Raw genomic sequence first — 21936 nt, 5'->3', positions numbered from 1 at the left:
CGGGAACGCAATGGAAGCAGGCAATGGAAGCACTGATAGCCCTGGTCGTACTGGTTCTGCTGGCCATCCCGCTGCTGCTGGTGGTGGCACTGGTGATGATTGCCGGCCTGCGCCGTCGTGTCGCCGCGCTGGAAAGCGCGATGGCCGCCGCGCCTGCTGCTGCCAGGCCGGCCGTCGCCACGCCCGCGCCTGAACGGCCGGTGGTCACGCCCGCGGCCAGTGCCGATCCACCGTTCCTGCGGCCGATCGCCGCCGCTGCTACGCCTCCCCCGCAGCCACCGGTACGCGAAGCAGCGCCCATCGAGGCGCCCGTCCCCCCTCCTGCTGCACCACCGCCGGTACCGCCGGCGCCGGTGCAGCCGCCGTTGCCGCCAGAACCGGCGCTGCCGAATTTCATCGAGCGCGGCATCGGTGCGGTCAAACGCTGGTTCACCGAAGGCAACGTACCGGTCAAGATCGGCATGCTGGTGCTGCTGGCCGGTGTCGCCGCACTGCTGAAGTACGTCAGCGACCAGGGTTGGCTGGTGTTGCCGATCGAGCTGCGCCTGGCCGGCGTCACCGTCGGTGCGCTGGGCCTGCTGGCGTTCGGCTGGCACCAGCGAGAGCGCCGGCGGATGTTCGCGCTGGCCCTGCAGGGCGGCGCCATCGGCGTGCTGCTGCTGACCATCTTTGCGGCGTTCAAGCGCTTCGAGCTGATTCCGCCGGGCTTCGCCTTCGCCAGCTCGATCGCGCTGGTGGCCGGGCTGTGCGTGCTGGCGGTGGTACAGAATTCGCGCACGCTGGCGGTGCTGGGCATTCTCGCCGGCTTCATGGCGCCGCTGTGGCTGTCCACCGGCAGTGGCAACCACGTGGGCTTGTTCAGTTACTACGCGGTACTCAACGCGGGCATCTTCGCCATTGCCTGGTTCCGTCCGTGGCGCGCGCTGAACCTGCTGGGCTTCGCCTTCACGTTCGGCATCGGTACGTTCTGGGGTGTGCTGCAGTACGCGCCGGACAAGTTCAGCAGCACCGAACCGTTCCTGCTGCTGTTCTTCGCGTTCTACCTGCTGATCCCGCTGCTGTACGCGCGTCGCCAGCCGGCCGGGCGGCGTGACCTGGTCGATGGCAGCCTGGTGTTCGGCACGCCGCTGGTCGCATTCTCGCTGCAGGCGGGCATGTTGCACGGGCAGCCGATGACGCTGGCGCTGTGCGCGCTGGGCCTGGCCGCGATCTATGCGGTGCTGGCGTGGGGGTTGATCAGGCGGGCGTCGTACACCGTGCTGGCGCAGTCGCATGCAGTGCTGGCAGTGGGCTTTGCCACGCTGGCGGTGCCGCTGGCGCTGTCGGCGCGCGCCACCGGCGCGGTGTTCGCGCTGGAAGGTGCGGGGCTGGCATGGCTGGGGCTGCGCCAGAAGCGTTGGTTGCCGCAGGTGTCCGGTGCGCTGTTGCAGATCGGCGCTGCATTCGCCTTCGTGGCCGGCGGCGATCATTGGCACGAGGACCTGCGCTTCCTGATCAATCCCACCGCCATCGGCGCGTTGCTGCTGGCCGTGGCCGGCTTTGCGTCGGCCTGGAGCTACCAGCGCCGGTCGGGTCACGAGATCGCGCTGGTCTACTACCTGTGGGGCCTGTTGTGGTGGCTGGGTGGCCTGGTGCATGAGATCACCCGCTTCTTCCCGTACCGCACCGAAGGGGATGCGCTGCTGATGCTGGTGGCGGTCACGGCATGGTTGGCTGCCGAAGCACAGCGCCGCCAGCCGGCCCGTGCGCTGGGCGTGACGGCACTGGCCATGCTGGCGCTGGGCTTCCCGCTGGCCCTGCTGCAGAGCGATGCCCACCACCAGCCGTTCGCCGGCTATGGCGCGCTGGCCTGGGCGCTGTTCGCGGCGCTGGGCGTACACACGTTGCTGTGCCTGCGCCAGGGCGGCAACACCGTGGCACGCATCGCGCAGTTCCTGTGGTGGCTGCTGTGGCCGTCGCTGCTCTCGCTGCTGGCCCTTTGGGGCGGCGGCGAGGCCGGGCTGGCACAGGGCTGGACGCTGCTGTTGTTCACGCTGCCGTGGCTGCTGATGGCAGCGCTGTCGCTGTGGCGCTGGAACATGCTGCGCTGGCCGTTGGGTGAAGCGTTTGACCGCGTACGCACGCCGTTGCAGTGCGTGCTGTTCGGCCTGCTCTCGATCGGCTGGCTGCTGGGCCAGCTGTTGCCGGGCGACGCTGCCCCGCTGCTGTGGCTGCCGGTGTTGAATCCGGCCGAGCTTGCGCAGTGGCTGAGCCTGCTGCTGCTGGCGCGCTGGCTGTACAGCGATCAGGCACCGCAGCCAGTGCAGAACATCCGCATGCCGCTGCTGTCACTGGCAACCTTCGTCGCGCTGACCAGCGTGGTGCTGCATGGCGTGCATCAGTGGGGCGGCCTGTCGTGGAACGCGTCGATGATGCGTTTCAGCCTGGCCCAGACCAGTCTGACCGTGCTGTGGAGCGTGCTCGGCGTGATCGCCTGGGTCTGGGGCTCGCGCCGCGGCCAGCGCGTGTTGTGGATGGTGGGCGCCGTGCTGATGGGCGTGGTGCTGGCCAAGCTGGTCATCGTCGATCGCCAGCACCTGGGCAACCTGCTGGGCATCGCATCGTTCATCGCCTACGGCCTGCTGTGCACGGTCGTGGGTTATCTGGCACCGGCACCGCCGAGCGCGGCGCCGCCCGTGGAGGAAAAACAATGAGGAAGTGGAGCAGGGCGCTGCTGCCGGTGATGTTCGGCATGCTGGCCGCCGTCGTGGCGCAGGCTGCCGATTACCGCAGCCAGTACGCAGAACAGTGGCCGCTGACGCTGTCCAGTGCGCAGTCCGGCGCCTACAGGGTGGTTCTGGAACCGGCGATCTATCGCCGGGCCGGTGCTGCCGACCTGGGCGATCTGCAGGTGTTCAATGCGGCGGGGCAATCGTTGCCCTCGGCATTGCTGGCGCCGGATCAGCCGCTGGCACAGCCGCCGGTGCAGCGGGAGCTGCCGTGGTTCGCGCTGCCGCCGTTGGCCGAAGCACAGCGCAACGATCTGCAGCTGCTGACCGAACGCGATACCGATGGCCGCGTACGCCGGGTCGAGGCGCGCGTGGGGGGCGGTGCGGTGGCGAACGGGCAGGGCGGTTGGCTGATCGACGCCAGCGTGCTGGGGCAGCAGCCGGTGGCGGCGCTGGTACTGGACTGGGCCGACAGTGGCCAACCCTTGCAGGCGCAGGTGCAGCTGGATGCCAGCGATGATCTGCAGCACTGGCGTGCGGTCGGGCGCGACATTCCGCTGGTGGACCTGCAGCGTGCCGGCAAGCGCCTGCTGCAGCGCCGCCTGCAGGTGAACGGTGAGGCACGCTACCTGCGCGTGCTCGCACAGGGCGATGCACGCCTGCCGACCCTGCACAGCGTGTTGGCCGAACTGCCGCCTGCCCCGGCCACCCTGCCGTGGGAATGGTTGTCGCTGGAGCCGGTTTCGAAGGGCAAGGGCGAGTTCACCTTCGAACTGGATGGGCGCTTCCCGGTCGCGCGTGCGGACGTGGCCAGCGCCGACAACAGCCTGGTGCAGTGGACGTTGTTCAGCCGCGATGATGAAAGCGCGGAGTGGCAGCGTCGCAGTGCGCCGTGGATCGCCTACCAGCTGCAGCAGGGCGGGCAGGGCCAACGCCAGCAGTCGGCGGCCCAGTCGCTGGGGGGCGTGCATCGCGACCGCTACTGGAAGCTGGTTGCGAATCCTGCCGAAACGGCCACCGCGCCTACGCTGCGCCTGGGCTACCAGCCGGAGGTGCTGGTGTTCCTGAGCCAGGGCGCGGCGCCGTATGCCCTGGCCGTCGGCAGTTCGACCGCGCGCCGGATGGAGGCGCCGATCGGTGTGCTGATCGAGGAACTGCGCCAGCGCAATGATCCGTCATGGCAGCCGACGCTGGCGCGGCTGGAGGGCAGCCCGGAGCCGCTGGCCGGCGAGGCGGCGCTGAAGCCGCAGCACGATTGGAAGTCGTGGTTGCTGTGGGCGTTGCTGGGGCTGGGTGTGTTGGTGGTGGGTGGGCTGGCGGTCAGCCTGCTTCGGCAGAAGCCGACGCCTTCAGCGTAGTTGCCGGCGAACGGCGCAGCCCCTCGTGGGTGGCCGTAGCGTCGGTAGAGTCGAGCTTGCTCGACTGCAAAGCTGCGCTTGGCCGGGCGGGTGGGCTGGGCAGGGGACGCCGTGAATCCGTCCCTGGAGGCTTAGCCGCGCCATCCATGGCGCGGATACCCCTGCCCAGCCCACCCGCCCGGCCTCTGACAGTTTCCGGGTGCGTCCACCCACGGAAGAGAAAAAAGAAAAGCAAAAGCAAAAGCAGCTTGGCTGTGCGCTCCTTGTAGAGCCGAGCCCATGCTCGGCTCTACATTTCTTTCCCGACACCAGAAACCGCTCTTGCTTCCGCCTTTGCCATCCGCGTCACCTCATGAAGCTGTCGAGGCCGGGGCGGTGTGGGCTGGCAGGGGTGTCAGCCGCATGGATGCGGCTGCCAAGCCTCCAGGGATGGATTCACGGCGTCCCCTGCCAGCCCACACCGCCCCGGCCCACCCACAGCATCACAAGGCGCCAGCGCTTTGGCTTTGGCTCTGGCTTTGGCTCTGGCTGTTGCTGTTGCGCCTCTGCCTGCCGCAGGCAGAGGCCCTTCCACCACCCGCACCCGATACAATGGCCGCCTGCCGTACACCGGCACCCCGTCCCCGAGCCAAAGAGTTGCCCATGTCCATCGTCCGCATGACCGACCTCGACCTCTCCGGCAAGCGCGTGCTGATCCGCCAGGATCTGAACGTGCCGATCGAGAATGGCCGCATCACCTCCGAACAGCGCATCACCGCTTCGCTGCCGACGCTCAAGCGCGCGCTGGAGCAGGGCGCGGCGGTGATGGTCACCTCGCACCTGGGGCGCCCGAAGGAAGGCGTGTGGAGCGAGGCCGATTCGCTGGCGCCGGTCGCCGCACGCCTGTCCGAGCTGCTCGGCCGCGAAGTGCCGCTGGTGCGCGACTGGGTCGATGGTGTCGACGTGCAGCCGGGCCAGCTGGTGCTGCTGGAAAACTGCCGCATGAACGTGGGCGAGGGCAAGGATGATGAGGCCCTGTCGAAGAAGTACGCCGCGCTGTGCGACGTGTTCGTGATGGATGCGTTCGGCACCGCGCACCGCGCCCAGGCCTCGACCCATGGCGTGATCCGTTTCGCTCCGGTCGCCGCCGGTGGCCCGTTGCTGATGGCCGAACTGGATGCGCTGGCAAAGGCGCTGGATGCTCCGGCCAAGCCGCTGCTGGCCATCGTCGCCGGCAGCAAGGTCAGCACCAAGCTGGAACTGCTGGCCAACCTGGTCGGCAAGGTCGATCAGCTGATCGTCGGTGGTGGCATCGCCAACACCTTCATCGCCGCCGCCGGCTACAACGTCGGCAAGTCGCTGTACGAACCGGACCTGCTGGACACCGCGAAGAAGATCGTGGCCGATGCCAAGGCACGTGGTGCTGACATTCCGCTGCCGGTCGACGTGGTCACCGCCAAGCAGTTCCTGCCCGATGCCGTGGCTGAAGTGAAGGCGGTCGACGCCGTGGCCGAGGACGATCTGATCCTGGATATCGGCCCGCAGACCGCGGCGCAGTACGCGCAGCTGATCGAAAAGGCCGGCACCGTGGTCTGGAACGGCCCGGTCGGCGTATTCGAGTTCGAGGCCTTCAGCAAGGGCACCGAAGCGCTGGCCCGCGCCATCGCCAGCTCGAAGGCGTTCTCCATCGCCGGCGGTGGTGACACCCTGGCCGCGGTCGACAAGTTCGATATCGCTGGCGACGTCAGCTACATCTCCACCGGCGGTGGTGCGTTCCTGGAGTTCCTGGAAGGCAAGACGCTGCCGGCGGTTGCCGCACTCGACGCGCGCGGCGCATGAGTGCCGACCCGCGCAAGGATGTCCTGTTCTTCGACCTGGACGGCACGCTGATCGATTCGCAGGTGGGCATCACCACCTGCATCGCCTACGCGCTGCAGAAGATGGACTACCCGGTGCCGCCGCAGGAGACCCTGCTGGGCTGGATCGGTCCGTCGCTGCGCACCACCTTCGCGCCGTTGTTCGTTGAACCGGCGCGGGTGGAACAGGCGATGGGCTACTACCGTGAACGCTTCGACGCCGAGGGCTGGCGCGAGCATACGGTGTACCCGCAGGTGGAAGACACCCTGCGCACGCTGCATGGTCGTGGCCACCGCCTGGCGGTGGTCACCGCCAAGAACGAACCGCATGCGCGCCGCATCCTTGCCCACCTGCCGTTCGGCGGGCTGTTCGAGGAGATCATCGGTTCGACCCTGGACGGCTCGCGCAGCCACAAGCCGGAACTGGTCGGCGAGGCGCTGCGCCGGCTGCAGGTGCAGCCCGCACAGTGCTGGATGATCGGCGACCGCCGCATGGACATCGAGGGCGCGCGTCATCACGGCCTGCGCAGTGTCGGTGTACTGTGGGGCTTCGGCGGCGAAGCGGAACTCACCGAAGCCGGCGCCGGCCAGTTGGCCCATGAGCCGGCACAGCTGGAAACCCTGCTGGCCTAGCTCCCTGTAGAGCCGGGCACGGGCTCGGCTCTACAGAACGCCCTGCGCCAGCGTATGTCCGGACCATGTCCGTTCCATGACCCGCGAAGTCAGGCGGCACAAGGCTGTAACCGTATACATGCGGCGTGAAGGATGTGCTAATTTCCGTTCTTTATCGGGAGAGGCCCCTTCACTATGTTCGAGCGTCAGCGTCGCACCAAGATCCTTGCCACCCTCGGCCCGGCCACTGATCCGCCGGGCGTGCTGGAGGATCTGTTCCGCGCCGGCGTCAACGTGGTGCGCCTCAACTTCAGCCACGGTGATCCCTCTGGCCAGGCCAAGCGTGCCGCCGAAGTGCGCGCCGCTGCGGCCCGCGTCGGCGTGGAAGTGGGCATCCTGGCCGATCTGCCGGGCCCGAAGATCCGTATCGAACGCTTCGCCGAAGGCAAGGTGCAGCTGAAGGCGGGCGACCGCTTCGACCTGATCGCCAGCGAGAACGCCGGCCCCGGCAGTGCCAGCCAGGTCGGCGTCAGCTACCTGGGCCTGCCGCAGGACGTGGGTCCGGGTGACGTGCTGCTGCTCGATGACGGCCTGATGCAGCTGCAGGTGGTGGAAGTGCAGGGCGAGCGCATCATCAACACCGTGCTCAACGATGGCGTGCTGTCCGACCGCAAGGGCCTGAACAAGCAGGGCGGCGGCCTGTCGCTGGGTGCGCTGACCGAGCGTGACAAGGAACTGATCGGCATCGTTGCCAAGATCGGCGTGGACTTCATCGCCGTGTCGTTCTGCCGCAACGCGCAGGACATGAACGACGCGCGTGACATCGCCCGCTCGCACGGCTGCGATGCCGCGCTGGTGTCGAAGATCGAACGTACCGAAGCGATCGAGAACCTGGAAGAAATCGTCGAGGCCAGCGACGTGGTGATGGTCGCCCGTGGCGACCTCGGCGTGGAAATCGGCGATGCCGAACTGCCCGGCCTGCAGAAGAAGATCATCAAGGCCTCGCTGTCGCAGAACAAGGTGGTGATCACCGCCACGCAGATGCTGCAGTCGATGGTGGAAAGCCCGATCCCGACCCGCGCCGAAGTGCTGGACGTGGCCAACTCGGTCATCGATGGTACCGATGCGGTGATGCTCTCGGCCGAAACCGCCGCCGGTGCCTATCCGGTCAAGGCCGTGGAAGCGATGGCGCGCATCTGCCTGGGCGCCGAGCGCCAGTTCCAGACCGAGACCGACTTCAATGCCTCGCCGCGCAACCTGGAGCGTGCCGACCAGGCCATCGCCATGGCCACCATGTTCCTGTCGCAGCACGTGGGCGTGCGCGCGATCGTGGCGATGACCGAATCCGGCGGTACCGCACGCTACCTGTCGCGTTTCCGCGCCAAGGCGCCGGTGTTCGCGGTGACTCGCCACGACGGTGCCCGTCGCCAGATGGCGCTGATGCGCGATGTCTATCCGATCAATTTCGACAGCCGCGGCCTGACCCCGCGCGAAGCCGCACGTGGCAGCATCCGCCTGCTGGTGGAATCGGAACTGCTGCAGGCCGGTGACCGCGTGGTGTTCACCAGTGGCGAGCACATGGAAACCCTGGGTGCGACCAACACCCTGCGCCTGCTGGAAGTGGGCGAAGACGGCCGCGCCAGCGGCCTGGGTGATCTGTAAGAGACGGACTGCGTCGGGCCGGAACCCTGCGCGGGTCCGGCCCCCGGGGGCGGACGCCAACGTGGCTCTGGCCCGGTCGTGGCAGGTCAACGCCTGTCCTGTGCGGACATTGGAATCGTTTCCAGCATGGCCTGCACGTCGGGGCAACCAGTGGCGGGGCTATACTTACGTTTTTCCCGCACCCGCCACAGGAAGTACATGAGCATCGAACAGCTGGCTGAAACCGCCCAGGCCATGGTTGCCCCGGGCAAGGGCATCATCGCGATCGACGAATCCACCGCTACCATCGCCAAGCGTTTCGCTGGCGTCGGTATCGAGAACACCGAGGAGAACCGTCGCGCCTACCGCGAACTGCTGCTGACCACGCCGAAGCTCAACGAGCACATTTCCGGCGCCATCCTGTACGACGAAACCATCCGCCAGTCGACCAAGGACGGCGTGCCGTTCGCCAAGTACATGGCCGACCACGGCATGATTCCGGGCATCAAGGTGGACAAGGGTGCGCACCCGCTGGCCGGCTGCCCGGGCGAGCTGGTGACCGAAGGCCTGGACGGCCTGCGCGAGCGCCTGCAGGAGTACTACAAGCTGGGTGCGCGCTTCGCCAAGTGGCGTGCGGTCATCAACATCGGCGAGAGCATCCCGTCGGGCACCTGCATCGAGTCCAACGCCCACGCGCTGGCCCGCTATGCCGCCCTGTGCCAGGAATGCGGCCTGGTGCCGATGGTCGAGCCGGAAGTGATCATGGACGGCGACCACGACATCGAGACCTGCTACGAAGTCACCGAAGCCACCCTGCGTTCGCTGTTCGATGCGCTGTACCAGCAGAACGTGCTGCTGGAAGGCACCATCCTGAAGGCATCGATGGTCATCTCGGGCAAGGGCTGCGACGAGCAGGCCGACGTCGAGGAAGTGGCCGAGTCGACCGTGATGTGCCTGAAGAGCACCGTGCCGGCGATCCTGCCGGGCGTGGTGTTCCTGTCCGGTGGCCAGAGCGACGAGCAGTCCACCGAGCACCTGAACGCGATGAACCAGCTGGGCAACCTGCCGTGGCCGCTGAGCTTCTCCTACGGCCGCGCCATGCAGCAGGCTGCACTGAAGCTGTGGGCCAAGGACATGAAGGGCAACTACGCCGCTGCCCAGAAGACCGTGTACGAGCGCGCCAAGGACAATGGCCTGGCCGCGCTGGGCAAGTGGAACGGCTGATCGGTTCCATCGCTGGATGAAAAGGCAGCGCCGGCATCACGCCGGCGTTTGCTTTTGCGGGTATCTTTTCCGCCCCCGCGTACCCGGCCGGTACGTGGGCATTACATGGAAGGCCAAGGAGAAACAACATGCGTTTGGCAGCACTCACACTGGCCGTTGCCGCGGCTCTGGTCGCCGGCGGTTGCAACCGCATCGGTGCGGGCATGGATGCGGGCAAGGCCGCGTCGCTCGAATTCGACAAGCCGGTGTCCGGCGAGATCACCACGCGCAGCGGCATCAACTTCAACGACGGCAGCCATCACCAGCTTTACCAGATCAAGCTGGACGACAAGGATCTGGTCGGCCTGAAGCTGACCGGCAGGCTCAGCGGTTCGATCGCCGTGTTCAACAACGGCAGCCTGGTATCTACCAGCACTACCGTCTACGAGCGCGAAGGCGACGTCTCGCTGGCATTCCGTGCCAACGGTGGCGGCACCTACCAGGTGGCGGTCAATGCTGATGGCCCGTCCGCTTTCGGTCCGTACCGCCTGCGTGCCGAGAAGCTGAAGCCGTATGACGGCAAGCCGCTGGTGGGTAGTGGCGAAATCGTCGACATGCTGGATGGCGACGCGCAGGACTACACCCTGCAAGTGGAGAAGGAAGGCCTGTACGAGATCCGGCTGGTGTCGGATGTCTTTGATCCGGTGCTGAAGGTGTCCGGCCAGGGCGTGGATGCCGAGAACGACGATGGCGGTGACAGCACCAACTCGCGCCTGAGCCTGTCGCTGAAGCCGGGCAAGTACACCCTGAGCGCGCGGGGCCTCGGTGACGACGTCAATGGCATGTTTACCCTGTCGGCCACCCGCATCGAACTGCCGGGCAACCTGGTCGAGCGCGATGGCACGCCACTGCCGACCTCGGGCAGCGTGTACACCATGCTCGACAGCGAAGGTCGCCGCCGCTTCCTGCTGACCCTGGACCGTGCGGCCGATGTGCGCCTGGATGCGATCTCCAGCCAGGTCGACACCGTGCTGCGTGTGGTTGGCGCCAATGTCGAGCTGTCCGACGACGATGGTGGCAATGGCACCAACGCGCGCCTGCAGGAAACGCTGCCGGCCGGCCACTACACCGTTGACGTGACCAGCCTGAACAACGGCGCCGGCCTGGTGGAAGTGCGCGTGCAGGTGGATGGGGCCAGCGCCGAGGGCGCTGCTGCCTCGGCGGCACGTGCCGCTGCCGACGCGGCGGCCGTCGCCGACGATGAAGCTGCAGTGGAAGCAGTGAGCCGCTGAGGCAGATCCACACCCTGTGTGGATGACATCGACGATGCAACGTAAAAGGCCGGGCAATGCCCGGCCTTCTACTTTCCGCGAAACAGTGCGGCTCAGTGTGCGGCGGCGAAGCCCGTATCGCCCAGTGGCGGCAGCAGCAGGCTGCGCGACTCGCTCTCCATGCTCTGCCCGGCCGCTGCCAGTGCCTGCTGGTAGGCCTTGGCCGTGGCGGTGTTGAACGCAACCAGCACGATGCGCATCGGCTGTGCATGGCTGCGCTGCCACGCCAGCGTTTCGGTCACCGCGATCTGCGCGGCCTGGTACAGCGGGTAGCCGTACACGCCGCAGCTGATCGCCGGGAACGCGATCGACTGCACGCCCAGGGATTCCGCAAGCTGCAACGACTTCCAGTAGCAGTTGGCCAGCAGCGCCGGTTCGTCACGCTGACCGTCGTGCCAGACCGGTCCCACCGTGTGCAGCACATGCCGCGCCGGCAATGCGTGGGCGCCGGTGGCGCGCACTTCGCCGGTCGGGCAACGCACGCCTGGGCGAAGCTCCGGCAACTGTTCGCATTCGGCCAGCAGTGCCGGGCCTGCGGCGCGATGGATCGCGCCGTCGACACCGCCGCCACCGAGCAATGTTTCATTGGCCGCGTTGACGATCGCATCCACCGCCAGGGTCGTGATGTCGCCCTGCCAAACTTCGATCTTCATGCGTCCGTCTCCTGCCTGTGAGGTGATCCGCGCAGCATCTGCGCCGGCTGTTCCCACGGTAGGGGACAGGGCATCGATACTGCGTCATGACCGTCTCACGCGCTGCGATCCGACGGCCTTCACGCACGATGGCGGGCGGCGCCTTCATGCAGGCTGAAGCAGGTGGGGTTTGTGACGGGCGGCAGCGCCGGGCCATGCCCGGCGTTATGCGTCACGGCAGCCCGGCCAGCCAGTCGTCGTCAGACCCTTCGTTCACATCGGCGAACAGCGGCGTGGAGAAGTAGCGTTCACCGGTGTCCGGCAGCATGGCCAGGATCACCGAGCCCGATTCGGCACGCGCGGCCACATCCAGCGCGCTGGCCACGGTGGCGCCGGCGGAGATACCGACGAAGATGCCTTCCTCGGCGGCCAGGCGGCGCGCAGTGGCGATGGCGCGGTCATCTTCGACCGACACCAGTTCATCCACCACATCGCGGTTGAGCACGTCGGGCACGAAATCCGGCGTCCAGCCCTGGATCTTGTGCGGCTTCCAGTCATCACCCTTGAGCAATGCCGCGCCGGCCGGTTCGGTGGCGATGATGCGGGTCTGCGGGCGCGCAACCTTCAGCACTTCGCCCACACCGGTGAGCGTGCCACCTGTGCCCCAGCCGCTGACGAAATAGTCCAGCCGCTTGCCGGCGAAGTCGCGCAGGATCTCGGCGGCGGTGGTGTTGCGGTGATACGCCGGGTTGGCCGGATTGGCGAACTGGCTGGCGAGGAACCAGCCATGCTCTTCGGCTAGCTCCCGTGCCCTGCGCACCATGCCGCTGCCACGTTCGGCGGCCGGGGTCAGGATCACCTTGGCGCCATAGGCGCGCATCAGCTTGCGGCGTTCCACCGAGAAGGTCTCGACCATGGTGGCCACGAACTTGTAGCCGCGCGCGGCGGCCACCATTGCCAGCGCCACGCCGGTGTTGCCGGAAGTCGCTTCGACGATCGTATCGCCCGGCTTGAGCAGGCCACGTGCTTCGGCATCGAGGATGATCGCCAGCGCCAGGCGGTCCTTCACCGAGCCGCCCGGGTTGAACGACTCGACCTTGACGTAGAGGCTGACCTGCGGTGGCGCCAGGCGCTGCAGCTTGACGATGGGGGTGTTGCCGACGGTATCGAGGATGGAGTCGTACAGGGCCATGGAAGCGCTCCGGAAACGGGGCCGCGCCGGGCTTCGGCGGGCGAAGGGGGAGGGCTGGCTGTTCAGGCCAGCGGCTGCCGGCTGACCGTAGCGCCGGCATATGACGCCCGGAAATGACCAGATACCTTTCTTAAACAACCTTTGGTTATAAGCTGGTGACGGCAATAGACCCTAGAGTGGACCTCCGCCCCCTTGCGCCCCCGCCTCCCATGACGCTGACCCAGCTGCGCTATCTGGTTGCCATCGCCGACGCCGAGCTGAACATCACGCTGGCCGCCTCGCGCGTGCACGCCACCCAGCCGGGCCTGTCCAAGCAGCTCAAGCAGCTGGAGGACGAGCTCGGCTTCCTGTTGTTCGTGCGCAAGGGGCGCAGCCTGGAATCGGTTACCCCGGCCGGGACCGAGGTCATCGCCCGCGCCCGCGCGGTGCTGGCCGAGGCCAACAACATCCGCACCTATGCCGCCAACCAGCGCCGCGAGAGCCAGGGCCAGCTGATCCTGACCACCACCCACACCCAGGCGCGCTTCGTGCTGCCGCCGGCGGTGGCGGCGATCAAGCAGGCGTATCCGCAGGTCAGCGTGCATCTGCAGCAGGCCGGTGAAGCCGACGCGCTGGACCGCTTGAACCAGGGTGACGCCGATATCGCCATCATCAGCACGGCCGGTGGTGAACCGACCGATGGCATCGCCGTGCCGTTGTTCCGCTGGCGGCGCCTGGTGGTGGTGCCCAAGGGCCACCCGCTGGACCGCGCCGGCCGCGCGCCGGACCTGGCGGCGCTGGCCCGGCAACCACTGATCAGCTACGAATCCTCGACGCGGCCGAATTCCTCGCTGCAGCGAGCCTTCGCTGCCCACGGCCTGGTGCCGGACCTGGCGCTGACCGCGCTGGATGCCGATCTGATCAAGACCTACGTGCGTACCGGGCTGGGCGTGGGCCTGCTGGCCGAGATGGCGGTCAGTTCCAACGATGAGGACCTGCGCTCGTGGCCGGCCCCGGCACCGATCACCGAGTGCATCGCGTGGGCGGTGCTGCCGCGCGACCGCGTGCTGCGCGATTACGCGCTGGAGCTGGTGCACGTATTGGCACCGCAGATCGATCCGCGCGACCTGCGTCGGGTGCTGGATGGCAACCAGGCGGCGGCGTGGCCGGTTCCCCCGACCTGGGAGTCACTGACCCAGACCATCACGGTGTGAGGTTGGTCGAGCAGGGCTTGCAGCCCTGCACCCGCCCAATCAACGGCAACGGCAACGTCAAAAGCTTGCATTCCGTGGGATGGCGGGGCGGTGTCGGAGTGCGGGGACGCCGTGAACCCATCCATGGGGGCTTGGCAGCCGCATCCATGCGGCTGACACCCCGCACTCCGACACCGCCCCACCTCTGACAGATTCCGATGGCTGTTGGTAGGTGTCGACCTTGGTCGACACGATAGATCCACGCCATGCGTGGATGCTTTTCGATTCCAATTCGAAATATTCGATTCCGATGGAGATTCATCCACGCATGGCGTGGATCTACTGCAGATCGCGGGAAACTGTCGAAGGCGGGGTGGGTCCGGTTGCGGGAGTGTCCGCGGCATGGATGCCGCGGCCAAGCCCCCATGGATGGGTTTACGGCGTCTCCCGCAACCGGACCCACCCCGCCATCCCAAGGACTGCCCGCTTTTGACGTTGATGTTGATGTGGATTCGGCGGGTGCAGGGCGCAGCCCTGCCGATAACCCTCCCTCCTGCGACGGTTCGTCGCACGGGCATCCCTGGACCCGGCTCTACACTAGCGGGGTGACCCGCCTGTCCCGCCCGCAGCGCCTCCTGCTCCAGCTCGCCGTCCTGGCGACGCTGCTGATGGTGCTTGCGCCACTGGTCAGCCGCGCGCTGCAGGCACCGCCGATGGATCACGCGGCAATGGCGGGCATGGACCACGCCGCCATGGGCCATGACAGGCAGGACATGGCCATGCCCGGGCACGATCACCACAGCGCAGCGCCGGCAACGCCCAGCCGCCCGGCCGACCCGCACGCCATGCATGGCGAGGCCTGCGAATACTGCGTGCTGGCCATGCGCCTGCTGCCCTGGCTGGCGGTGCTGGTGCTGCTGTTGCCGCTGCTGTGGCGGCCGCGGCTGGTGTTCCCGTGGTCGCAACGCGTGTTGCCCGCCGCGCGCTGGCCGGCACATGCCGCACGCGGGCCGCCGCGCGCTTCCATCGTCCGCTGATGTCCCTATCGAATCTGCCGCACGACGCCTGACCGGGCGCCGTGCGCGCATGCGTACCCTGGAGCTGTTCCGATGAAAATGACTTCCCGCCCCGCGGGCGCCTGTGCGCGCCTGCCGGTTGCCCTTGGCCTGGCCGTGGCCGCGTCACTGGCCCACGCTGCGCCCGCCGACGAGGCGCGCACCCTCGACACGATGGTGGTGACCGCCGCCGCACCGTCTTCACCGCTGCACTGGGTGACCGATCCGCGCCTGCCGCGGCAGCCGGTACCGGCCAGCGACGGTGCCGATTACCTCAAGACCGTTCCCGGCTTCTCGGCCATCCGCAACGGTGGCACCAACGGTGACCCGGTGCTGCGCGGCATGTTCGGTTCGCGCCTGAACATTCTCAGCAACGACGGCAACCTGATCGGTGCCTGCCCGTCACGCATGGACAATCCGCTGTCCTACATCGCGCCGGAGAGCTTCGACCGGCTGACCATCATCAAGGGGCCGCAGAGCGTGCGCTGGGGCGCGGGGGCCTCGGCCGGCACCGTGCGCTTCGAACGCGATACGCCGCGTTTCGAGGAACCGGGCCTGCGCGCCGACGCCAGTGCACTGGTCGGTTCGCGCAACCGCAACGACCAGGTGCTGGACCTGACCCTGGGCAACCCGACCGGTTACGTGCGCGCCAGTGGCAACCGTTCCGAAGCCGATGATTACAAGGATGGCCACGGTGATGTGGTGCCGTCGAAGTGGCGCAAGTGGAACGGCGACGTGGCCATCGGCTGGACGCCGGATGCCGACACGCTGCTGGAAATCTCCGCTGGTGCCGGCGATGCGATCGCGCGCTACGCCGGGCGTGGCATGGACGGCGCTGCCTTCGAACGCACCAGCTACGCCGCGCGCTTCGAGAAACGCAACCTGCCCGGCGCGTGGGACACGGTGCAGGCCAACGTGTACTACAACGAGGCCGACCACGTGATGGACAACTACACGCTGCGCACGCCGAATCCGCACAGCATGATGCCGATGCCGATGGCCTCCAACGTGGACCGCCGTACCCAGGGCGGCCGGCTCAGTTCCGAATGGCGCTGGCAGGACGTGCAGCTGGTGGCCGGTGTGGATGGCGAAGACAGCCGCCATCGCGGTCGCATGGGCATGGGCCGCGGCACCTATCGCCAGGCCGCCTGGGAGACCGATGCCAACTTCCGTCGCTATGGCGCGTTTACCGAGCTGACCCTCGGCGCCGGCACCGACCAGCGCTGGATCACTGGCCTGCGCATCGATCGCGCCAGCGTCCGCGACCAGCGGCAGTCGATCCGCGGGATGATGGGCAACATGCCCAATCCGACCGCGGGCCAGCGCCGCAAGGAATGGCTGGGCAGCGGCTTCCTGCGCTACGAACAGGACCTGGCCGATGGCCTGACCTGGTACGCCGGCCTCGGTCGCAGTGAGCGCATGCCCGACTACTGGGAGCTGTTCTCGCCCGACCATGGCCCGGCTGGCGCGCTGAACGCGTTTGCCGGCCTCCAGCCCGAGCGCACCACCCAGCTCGACGTCGGCCTGCAGTACAAGGGGCCGCGCGTGCAGGCGTGGGTCTCTGCCTATGCCGGGCAGATCCAGGACTACATCCTGTTCACCTACCACGGCAGCGGCATGATGGGCATGAGCCAGGCCAGCAACGTCGACGCCCGCATTGCCGGCGCCGAGGCGGGGCTGGAAGTGAGCGTGGCCGAACAGTGGAAACTGGGGGGCACGCTGGCCTACGCCTGGGGCGAGAACCGCGACCAGCAACGTCCGCTGCCGCAGATGCCGCCTCTGGAAGCGCGCCTGAGTGCGAAGTGGGAAGGCCAGCGCTGGAGTGCCGGTGCGCTGCTGCGCGCGGTGACCCACCAGCACCGTGTCGCAGATGGCCAGGGCAATGTCGTCGCCCAGGACCTCGGACCGAGCGCCGGCTTCGCCACGTTCGCGCTCAATGCCGCCTACCGTTTCAGTTCGCAGTTGCAGCTCAGCGCGGGCGTCGACAATCTGTTCGACCGGGCCTACAGCGAGCACCTGAACCTGGCCGGCAGTGCCGACTTCGGCTTCCCGGCGGACCCGGTGCGCATCAACGAACCGGGCCGCAGCGTGTGGATGAAGGTGAATTACCGGTATTGATCCCTTCGTGTCACCGGTAGCGCCGGGCAATCCCCGGCGCTGCAGGCGCGGCTGGATACACCCCGACACATGCCGACACTGCCCGCGGCAGCCTTGCACGGAACGGGTTCAAGGCGCTATCGCGGCCCTGGTTCCACGCCGGTAAACGCTTGGCACATACCGCTTTTGCAGGCGCTTGCCTACACTCGGCGGCCGTGGATCAATCAGGACCGTTCATGTTGGCTCGTATCGCTTCGACCCTGGCCCTTGGCCTCAGCCTGGCCGTGCTGGCCGGGTGCGCAGGCAAGCAGGAGGCCGCCGCGCGTCGGCAGGGCGAAGCGGTGCCGGTGACCGCGCAGGTGGTGCGGCCCACGCAATGGAACGACACCCTGCAGGCACTGGGCACGGCCAAGGCACGCGAGTCGATCAGCGTCACCGCCAAGGTCAGCGAGATTGTCGAGAAGGTGCACTTCGAAAGCGGCCAGCACATCGCTGCCGGTGCGCCGATCGTGACCCTGCGTGGGCAGGCCCAGGAAGCGGCGCTGGTGCAGGCGCAGGCCACCTTCCACGAGGCCGACCAGCTGTACAAGCGCCAGCGCGAACTGGCCACGCAGCGCCTGGTGTCCAGCGCCACGCTGGATACGCAGAAGTCGATCCGCGATGCCGCCGAAGCGCGCGTGGCGCAGATGCAGTCGGACATCGGTGACCGTCGCGTGCGCGCGCCTTTCGCCGGGGTGCTCGGCATCCGCCAGGTCAGCCCGGGCACGCTGCTGACGCCGACCACGGTGATCGCCACGCTCGACGACATCGAACACATGCACATCGATTTCCAGGTGCCGGAAGTGGAACTGGCCGCGCTGGGCGTGGGTGACAAGGTCAGCGCCACCAGCGTGGCCTGGCCGGGCCGTACCTTCGAGGGCGTGGTCAGCACCATCGATGCGCGCATCGACCCGGCCACCCGCGCGGTGACCGTACGCGCTGATTTCGCCAACGGCGACCACGCACTGCGCCCGGGCATGCTGCTGGACGTGCGCCTGTTCCACCCCGAGCGCGCAGCGCTGGTGGTGCCGGAAATCGCCGTGGTGCAGGTCGGCCGCGATACCTTCGTCTACCGCATCAAGGCCGACGACAGCGTCGAGCGGGTGGACGTGGTCACCGGCGCGCGCCGTGCCGGCGTGGTCGAGATCAAGCAGGGCCTGGAGGCCGGTCAGCGCATCGTGGTGGATGGCACCGGCAAGCTGCGCCCGGGCCTGAAGGTCGCCGCCAAGGACGCCGCACCGGCCAGTGGTGCCAAGCCGGCTGACGCGCCGGCGCCGGTCGCCGCCGAGGGCCACGGCGGATGAAGCTGTCCGACATCTCCATCCAGCGGCCGGTGTTTGCCGTGGTGATGAGCCTGTTGCTGCTGGTGCTGGGCGTGATGTCCTTCACCCGCCTGACCCTGCGCGAGCTGCCAGCCATCGATCCGCCGATCGTGTCGGTGTCGGTGGACTACACCGGCGCTTCGGCGGCGGTCATCGAAAGCCGCATCACCCAGGTGCTGGAAGATGCGCTGGCCGGCATCGAAGGCATCGATACGATCAACGCGCGCAGCACCAACGGCCGCTCGCAGGTCAGCATCGAATTCACCTCCAACCGCGATATCGAAGCGGCGGCCAACGACGTGCGCGATGCAGTCAGCCGCGTCGCCGACCGCATGCCGGAGGAAGCGCGCCCGCCGGAGATCGCCAAGGTCGAGAGCGATGCCGACCCGATCATCTGGTTCAACATGGTCTCCTCGACCATGGACACGCTGGAACTGAGTGACTACGCCGACCGCTACGTGGTCGATCGCTTCTCCAGCCTCGATGGCGTGGCCCAGGTCCGCATCGGTGGCCGCCAGCGCTACGCGATGCGCATCTGGCTGGACCGTGACCAGCTGGCCGCGCGCGGCCTGACCACCGGCGACGTGGAAACCGCGCTGCGCAACGAGAACGTGGAACTGCCGGCCGGCCGCATCGAATCGACCGACCGTGATTTCACCCTGCGCGTGGAGCGCAACTACATCAAGCCGGAAGACTTCGCGACCATCCCGCTGGGCAAGGGCCGCGACGGCTACGTGGTGCGCATGGGCGACGTGGCGAAGATCGAGCTGGCCTCGGCCGAGCGCCGCGCCTACTACCGCAGCAACGGCGAGCCGGGCATCGGCCTGGGCATCGTCAAGACCTCCACCGCCAACTCGCTGGACGTGGCCCGCGTGGCGCGCGCGGAAGCCGAGCGGGTTGCGTTGACGCTGCCCAAGGGCACGCAGATCTTCGTCGCCTTCGACAACACCACCTTCATCGAGGCAGCAGTGGATCGCGTCTACGCCACGCTGGTCGAGGCGATGATCCTGGTGCTGGCGGTGATCTGGCTGTTCCTCGGCAGTTTCCGCGCCGCACTGATTCCTGCGGTGACGGTGCCGGTCTGCCTGGTGGCCGCCTTCATCGCGCTGTACGCGTTCGATTTTTCGATCAACCTGCTGACCCTGCTTGCGCTGGTGCTGTGCATCGGCCTGGTGGTGGACGATGCGATCGTGGTGGTGGAGAACGTGCAGCGCCGCATCGACCTGGGCGAACCGCCGCTGGTCGCCTCCAAGCGCGGTACCGCGCAGGTCGCCTTCGCGGTGATCGCCACCACCGCCGTGCTGGTGGCGGTGTTCCTGCCGGTGGGCTTCCTGGAAGGCAACACCGGGCGCCTGTTCCGTGAACTGGCGGTGGCGCTGGCGGCGGCGGTGGCGTTGTCCGCCTTCGTCGCGCTGACGCTGACGCCGATGATGGCCTCCAAGCTGCTCAAGCCGCACACCGGGCAGGCGCCGCGCGGCCTGCATGGCTTCGTCAACCGCAACCTGGAGCGCCTGGCCGGCGCCTATGGCCGCGTGCTGGACCACCATGTCGACCGCACCTGGATCTACCTGCTGGTGATGGTGGCCGCGCTGGCCGCCAGCTGGGGCCTGCTCAAGCTGCTGCCCTCGGAGCTGGCCCCGGCCGAAGACCGTGGCTCGTTCCAGATCATGATCGATGGTCCGGAAGGCGCCGGCTACGACTACACCGTGCAGCAGGTGCAGCAGGTGGAAGCGATGCTGGCCCCGCACGTGGGCGCGGACAAGCCGATCGTGCGCGCCAACCCGCGCGTGCCCGGTGGCTGGGGCGCCAGCGAGGAAATGCACACCGGCCGGGTCAGCATCTTCCTGCAGCCGTGGCGGCAGCGCAGTGAAGGCACGCCGGAGGTGGCCAACGAGCTGCAGAAAGAACTGGACACCATCCGCGGCGTGCGCGTGCGCACGCAGGTGGGCGGGGGCCTGGTGCGCAGTGGCGGGCAGCCGTTCCAGATCGTGCTGGGCGGGCCGGAATACGCCGAAATCGCCCAGTGGCGCGATCGCATTCTGCTGCGCATGGCCGACAATCCCGGCCTGGTCGGCCCGGACTCGGACTACAAGGAAACCCGGCCGCAGATGCGGGTGAACATCGACCGCCAGCGTGCGGCCGACCTCGGCGTGCCGGTCACCGCGATCGGTTCGGCGCTGGAAACCATGATGGGCTCGCGCCGCGTCACCACTTTCGTCGACAACGGCGAGGAGTACGACGTGCTGGTGCAGGCCGGCCGCGATGGACGCACCAGCCCGGCCGACCTGGCCGCCATCCGCGTGCGCGCCACCTCCGGCGAACTGGTGCCGTTGTCCAACCTGGTCACGCTGAGTGAAGTGGCCGAGGCCGGCACCCTGAACCGCTTCAACCGCCTGCGCTCGATCACCATCACCGCCGGCCTGGCGCCGGGCTATCCGCTGGGCGAGGCCATCGCCTGGGCGCAGAACGTGGCCCGCGAGGAACTGCCGCAGTATGCGCAGGTGAACTGGAAGGGCGAGTCGCGCGAGTACCAGAGCGCCGGTGGCGCGGTGCTGCTGACCTTCGCCATGGCGCTGCTGGTGGTGTATCTGGTGCTGGCCGCGCAGTTCGAGAGCTTCATCCACCCGCTGACGATCATGCTGACGGTGCCGCTGGGCGTGCTCGGCGCGCTGGTCGGGTTGTGGGTGAGCGGGGGTACGGTGAACCTGTTCAGCCAGATCGGCATCGTCATGCTGGTCGGCCTGGCCGCGAAGAACGGCATCCTCATCGTCGAATTCGCCAACCAGCTGCGTGACGACGGAAGAACCGTGCGCGAGGCGATCATCGAATCGGCGATGGTGCGCCTGCGCCCGATCCTGATGACCTCGATCGCCACCGTGGTCGGCGCGGTCCCGCTGGTGGTGGCCGGTGGCCCGGGTTCGGCCAGCCGTGGCACGATCGGCATCGTGATCATCTTCGGCGTGACCCTCTCGACCTTCCTGTCGCTGTTCGTGGTGCCGGCGTTCTACGCGCGGTTGGCGCCCTATACGCGTTCGCCGGAAGCGGTGAAGCGCGAGCTGGAGAAGCAGGAAGCCGCGTCGCCGTCGGTGGGCGGCCATGCCTGACCTGGCGCAGCGCCTGTACGGCGACGGCTTCGTGCTGAGGCCGTGGTGCAGCGACGACCTGGACTCGTTGCTGCGCCACGCCAATGACGCCGAGGTCTCGCGTGGCCTGCGCGACCGCTTCCCGTTCCCGTACACCCGCGAGGATGGCGAGGCGTTCCTCGCCGGCCGCGTACTGGCGCCCGCAACGCTCAACCTGGCCATCGAGATCGACGGCCATGCCTGCGGCAGCATCGGCGCCCAGCAGGGCAGCGCCGAGCGCGCGCACACCGCTGAATTGGGCTACTGGCTGGGCCGGGCGCTGTGGGGGCAGGGCCTGATGACCCGCGTGGTCGGTCTGTTCGCCCCTTGGGTGATGGACGAACTGCGCCTGTTCAGGCTGCAGGCCACGGTGGTCGACTTCAACCTTGGCTCGGCCCGGGTGCTGGAGAAGAACGGCTTCCAGGAGGAGGGCGTGGAGCGCTGTGCGGTCTACAAGCGTGGCGTCCTGCACGACCTGCGCCGCTTTGCCCGGGTTCGCATGCAGCTGCCCTGAGCGGCGAATTCCTTCTGGCGCTACCGCAGCGGCCTTCGATCAGGGAGAATCGACCGGTCCCCTCCAGCCGACGGGACGTCCTTACAACCCGCCGACTGGAGAG

The 21936-nt window shown here is 67.9% G+C and carries 15 protein-coding genes; 13 read left to right on the top strand and 2 right to left on the bottom strand.

Going from position 1 to position 21936, the window contains the following annotated elements:
- Nucleotides 1–23: 23 nt before the first annotated feature.
- From AC5P7U_RS01940 to AC5P7U_RS01910, 7 genes are all read left to right on the top strand, one after another.
- Entirely contained in the window at nucleotides 24–2693 is a 2670-nt protein-coding gene (locus tag AC5P7U_RS01940; RefSeq protein WP_414555995.1) for a DUF2339 domain-containing protein, read from the top strand.
- Entirely contained in the window at nucleotides 2690–4066 is a 1377-nt protein-coding gene (locus AC5P7U_RS01935) for a DUF3999 domain-containing protein (protein WP_414555997.1), read from the top strand. Before AC5P7U_RS01940 ends, AC5P7U_RS01935 begins: the two co-directional genes overlap by 4 nt.
- A 642-nt stretch (nucleotides 4067–4708) precedes the next feature.
- Nucleotides 4709–5884, top strand: a complete 1176-nt coding sequence (locus AC5P7U_RS01930) for a phosphoglycerate kinase (RefSeq protein ID WP_053450652.1) — start codon at nucleotides 4709–4711, stop codon at nucleotides 5882–5884.
- A complete protein-coding gene (locus tag AC5P7U_RS01925) occupies nucleotides 5881–6534 on the top strand; it encodes an HAD hydrolase-like protein (protein WP_414555968.1) in 654 nt (217 codons plus the stop codon). Before AC5P7U_RS01930 ends, AC5P7U_RS01925 begins: the two co-directional genes overlap by 4 nt.
- 174 nt (nucleotides 6535–6708) lie before the next feature.
- Nucleotides 6709–8175: a pyruvate kinase gene (gene pyk, locus AC5P7U_RS01920; RefSeq protein ID WP_197564736.1), complete on the top strand. Its 1467-nt coding sequence runs from the start codon at nucleotides 6709–6711 to the stop codon at nucleotides 8173–8175.
- A 198-nt stretch (nucleotides 8176–8373) separates the two neighbouring features.
- Nucleotides 8374–9378: a class I fructose-bisphosphate aldolase gene (locus tag AC5P7U_RS01915; protein ID WP_006465625.1), complete on the top strand. Its 1005-nt coding sequence runs from the start codon at nucleotides 8374–8376 to the stop codon at nucleotides 9376–9378.
- 128 nt (nucleotides 9379–9506) lie between these two features.
- Nucleotides 9507–10649, top strand: coding sequence for a hypothetical protein (locus tag AC5P7U_RS01910; RefSeq protein ID WP_006465623.1), 1143 nt, complete (start codon nucleotides 9507–9509; stop codon nucleotides 10647–10649).
- Between the two features lie 92 nt (nucleotides 10650–10741).
- Here AC5P7U_RS01910 and AC5P7U_RS01905 read toward each other — a convergent pair whose 3' ends face one another.
- A complete protein-coding gene (locus AC5P7U_RS01905; protein ID WP_006465621.1) occupies nucleotides 10742–11341 on the bottom strand; it encodes an O-acetyl-ADP-ribose deacetylase in 600 nt (199 codons plus the stop codon).
- Nucleotides 11342–11552: 211 nt separating this feature from the next.
- A complete protein-coding gene (gene cysK, locus AC5P7U_RS01900) occupies nucleotides 11553–12512 on the bottom strand; it encodes a cysteine synthase A (RefSeq protein WP_006465619.1) in 960 nt (319 codons plus the stop codon).
- 209 nt (nucleotides 12513–12721) lie between these two features.
- On the opposite strand from cysK, the gene AC5P7U_RS01895 reads away from it, so the two are divergent.
- The 6 genes from AC5P7U_RS01895 to AC5P7U_RS01870 all read left to right on the top strand — a co-directional run bounded on the left by AC5P7U_RS01895 (nucleotide 12722) and on the right by AC5P7U_RS01870 (nucleotide 21833).
- On the top strand, nucleotides 12722–13705 hold the full coding sequence (locus AC5P7U_RS01895) for a LysR family transcriptional regulator (RefSeq protein ID WP_006465618.1): 984 nt from the start codon (nucleotides 12722–12724) through the stop codon (nucleotides 13703–13705).
- 584 nt (nucleotides 13706–14289) lie between these two features.
- Nucleotides 14290–14721, top strand: coding sequence for a DUF2946 domain-containing protein (locus tag AC5P7U_RS01890; RefSeq protein WP_197564788.1), 432 nt, complete (start codon nucleotides 14290–14292; stop codon nucleotides 14719–14721).
- A gap of 72 nt (nucleotides 14722–14793) precedes the next feature.
- Entirely contained in the window at nucleotides 14794–16857 is a 2064-nt protein-coding gene (locus tag AC5P7U_RS01885) for a TonB-dependent copper receptor (RefSeq protein ID WP_414555128.1), read from the top strand.
- Between the two features lie 215 nt (nucleotides 16858–17072).
- Nucleotides 17073–18179, top strand: coding sequence for an efflux RND transporter periplasmic adaptor subunit (locus AC5P7U_RS01880; protein WP_053510722.1), 1107 nt, complete (start codon nucleotides 17073–17075; stop codon nucleotides 18177–18179).
- Entirely contained in the window at nucleotides 18176–21301 is a 3126-nt protein-coding gene (locus AC5P7U_RS01875; protein ID WP_004154366.1) for an efflux RND transporter permease subunit, read from the top strand. The genes AC5P7U_RS01880 and AC5P7U_RS01875 overlap by 4 nt, the downstream gene beginning before the upstream one ends.
- Nucleotides 21294–21833, top strand: coding sequence for a GNAT family N-acetyltransferase (locus AC5P7U_RS01870; protein WP_004154368.1), 540 nt, complete (start codon nucleotides 21294–21296; stop codon nucleotides 21831–21833). The genes AC5P7U_RS01875 and AC5P7U_RS01870 overlap by 8 nt, the downstream gene beginning before the upstream one ends.
- Nucleotides 21834–21936 lie beyond the last annotated feature (103 nt).

Source organism: Stenotrophomonas sp. YJH_SMC_57, from assembly GCF_059369755.1.
This window is presented reverse-complemented; position numbering and strand designations above follow the sequence as displayed.

Bases quoted from the DNA above. Each gene is read 5' to 3' on its own strand.
- AC5P7U_RS01870 (WP_004154368.1), top strand. From the start codon at position 21,294: ATGCCTGACCTGGCGCAGCGCCTGTACGGCGACGGCTTCGTGCTGAGG.
- cysK (WP_006465619.1), bottom strand. From the start codon at position 12,512: ATGGCCCTGTACGACTCCATCCTCGATACCGTCGGCAACACCCCCATC.
- AC5P7U_RS01905 (WP_006465621.1), bottom strand. From the start codon at position 11,341: ATGAAGATCGAAGTTTGGCAGGGCGACATCACGACCCTGGCGGTGGAT.
- AC5P7U_RS01925 (WP_414555968.1), top strand. From the start codon at position 5,881: ATGAGTGCCGACCCGCGCAAGGATGTCCTGTTCTTCGACCTGGACGGC.
- pyk (WP_197564736.1), top strand. From the start codon at position 6,709: ATGTTCGAGCGTCAGCGTCGCACCAAGATCCTTGCCACCCTCGGCCCG.
- AC5P7U_RS01895 (WP_006465618.1), top strand. From the start codon at position 12,722: ATGACGCTGACCCAGCTGCGCTATCTGGTTGCCATCGCCGACGCCGAG.
- AC5P7U_RS01910 (WP_006465623.1), top strand. From the start codon at position 9,507: ATGCGTTTGGCAGCACTCACACTGGCCGTTGCCGCGGCTCTGGTCGCC.
- AC5P7U_RS01930 (WP_053450652.1), top strand. From the start codon at position 4,709: ATGTCCATCGTCCGCATGACCGACCTCGACCTCTCCGGCAAGCGCGTG.
- AC5P7U_RS01885 (WP_414555128.1), top strand. From the start codon at position 14,794: ATGAAAATGACTTCCCGCCCCGCGGGCGCCTGTGCGCGCCTGCCGGTT.
- AC5P7U_RS01915 (WP_006465625.1), top strand. From the start codon at position 8,374: ATGAGCATCGAACAGCTGGCTGAAACCGCCCAGGCCATGGTTGCCCCG.
- AC5P7U_RS01935 (WP_414555997.1), top strand. From the start codon at position 2,690: ATGAGGAAGTGGAGCAGGGCGCTGCTGCCGGTGATGTTCGGCATGCTG.
- AC5P7U_RS01880 (WP_053510722.1), top strand. From the start codon at position 17,073: ATGTTGGCTCGTATCGCTTCGACCCTGGCCCTTGGCCTCAGCCTGGCC.
- AC5P7U_RS01875 (WP_004154366.1), top strand. From the start codon at position 18,176: ATGAAGCTGTCCGACATCTCCATCCAGCGGCCGGTGTTTGCCGTGGTG.
- AC5P7U_RS01940 (WP_414555995.1), top strand. From the start codon at position 24: ATGGAAGCACTGATAGCCCTGGTCGTACTGGTTCTGCTGGCCATCCCG.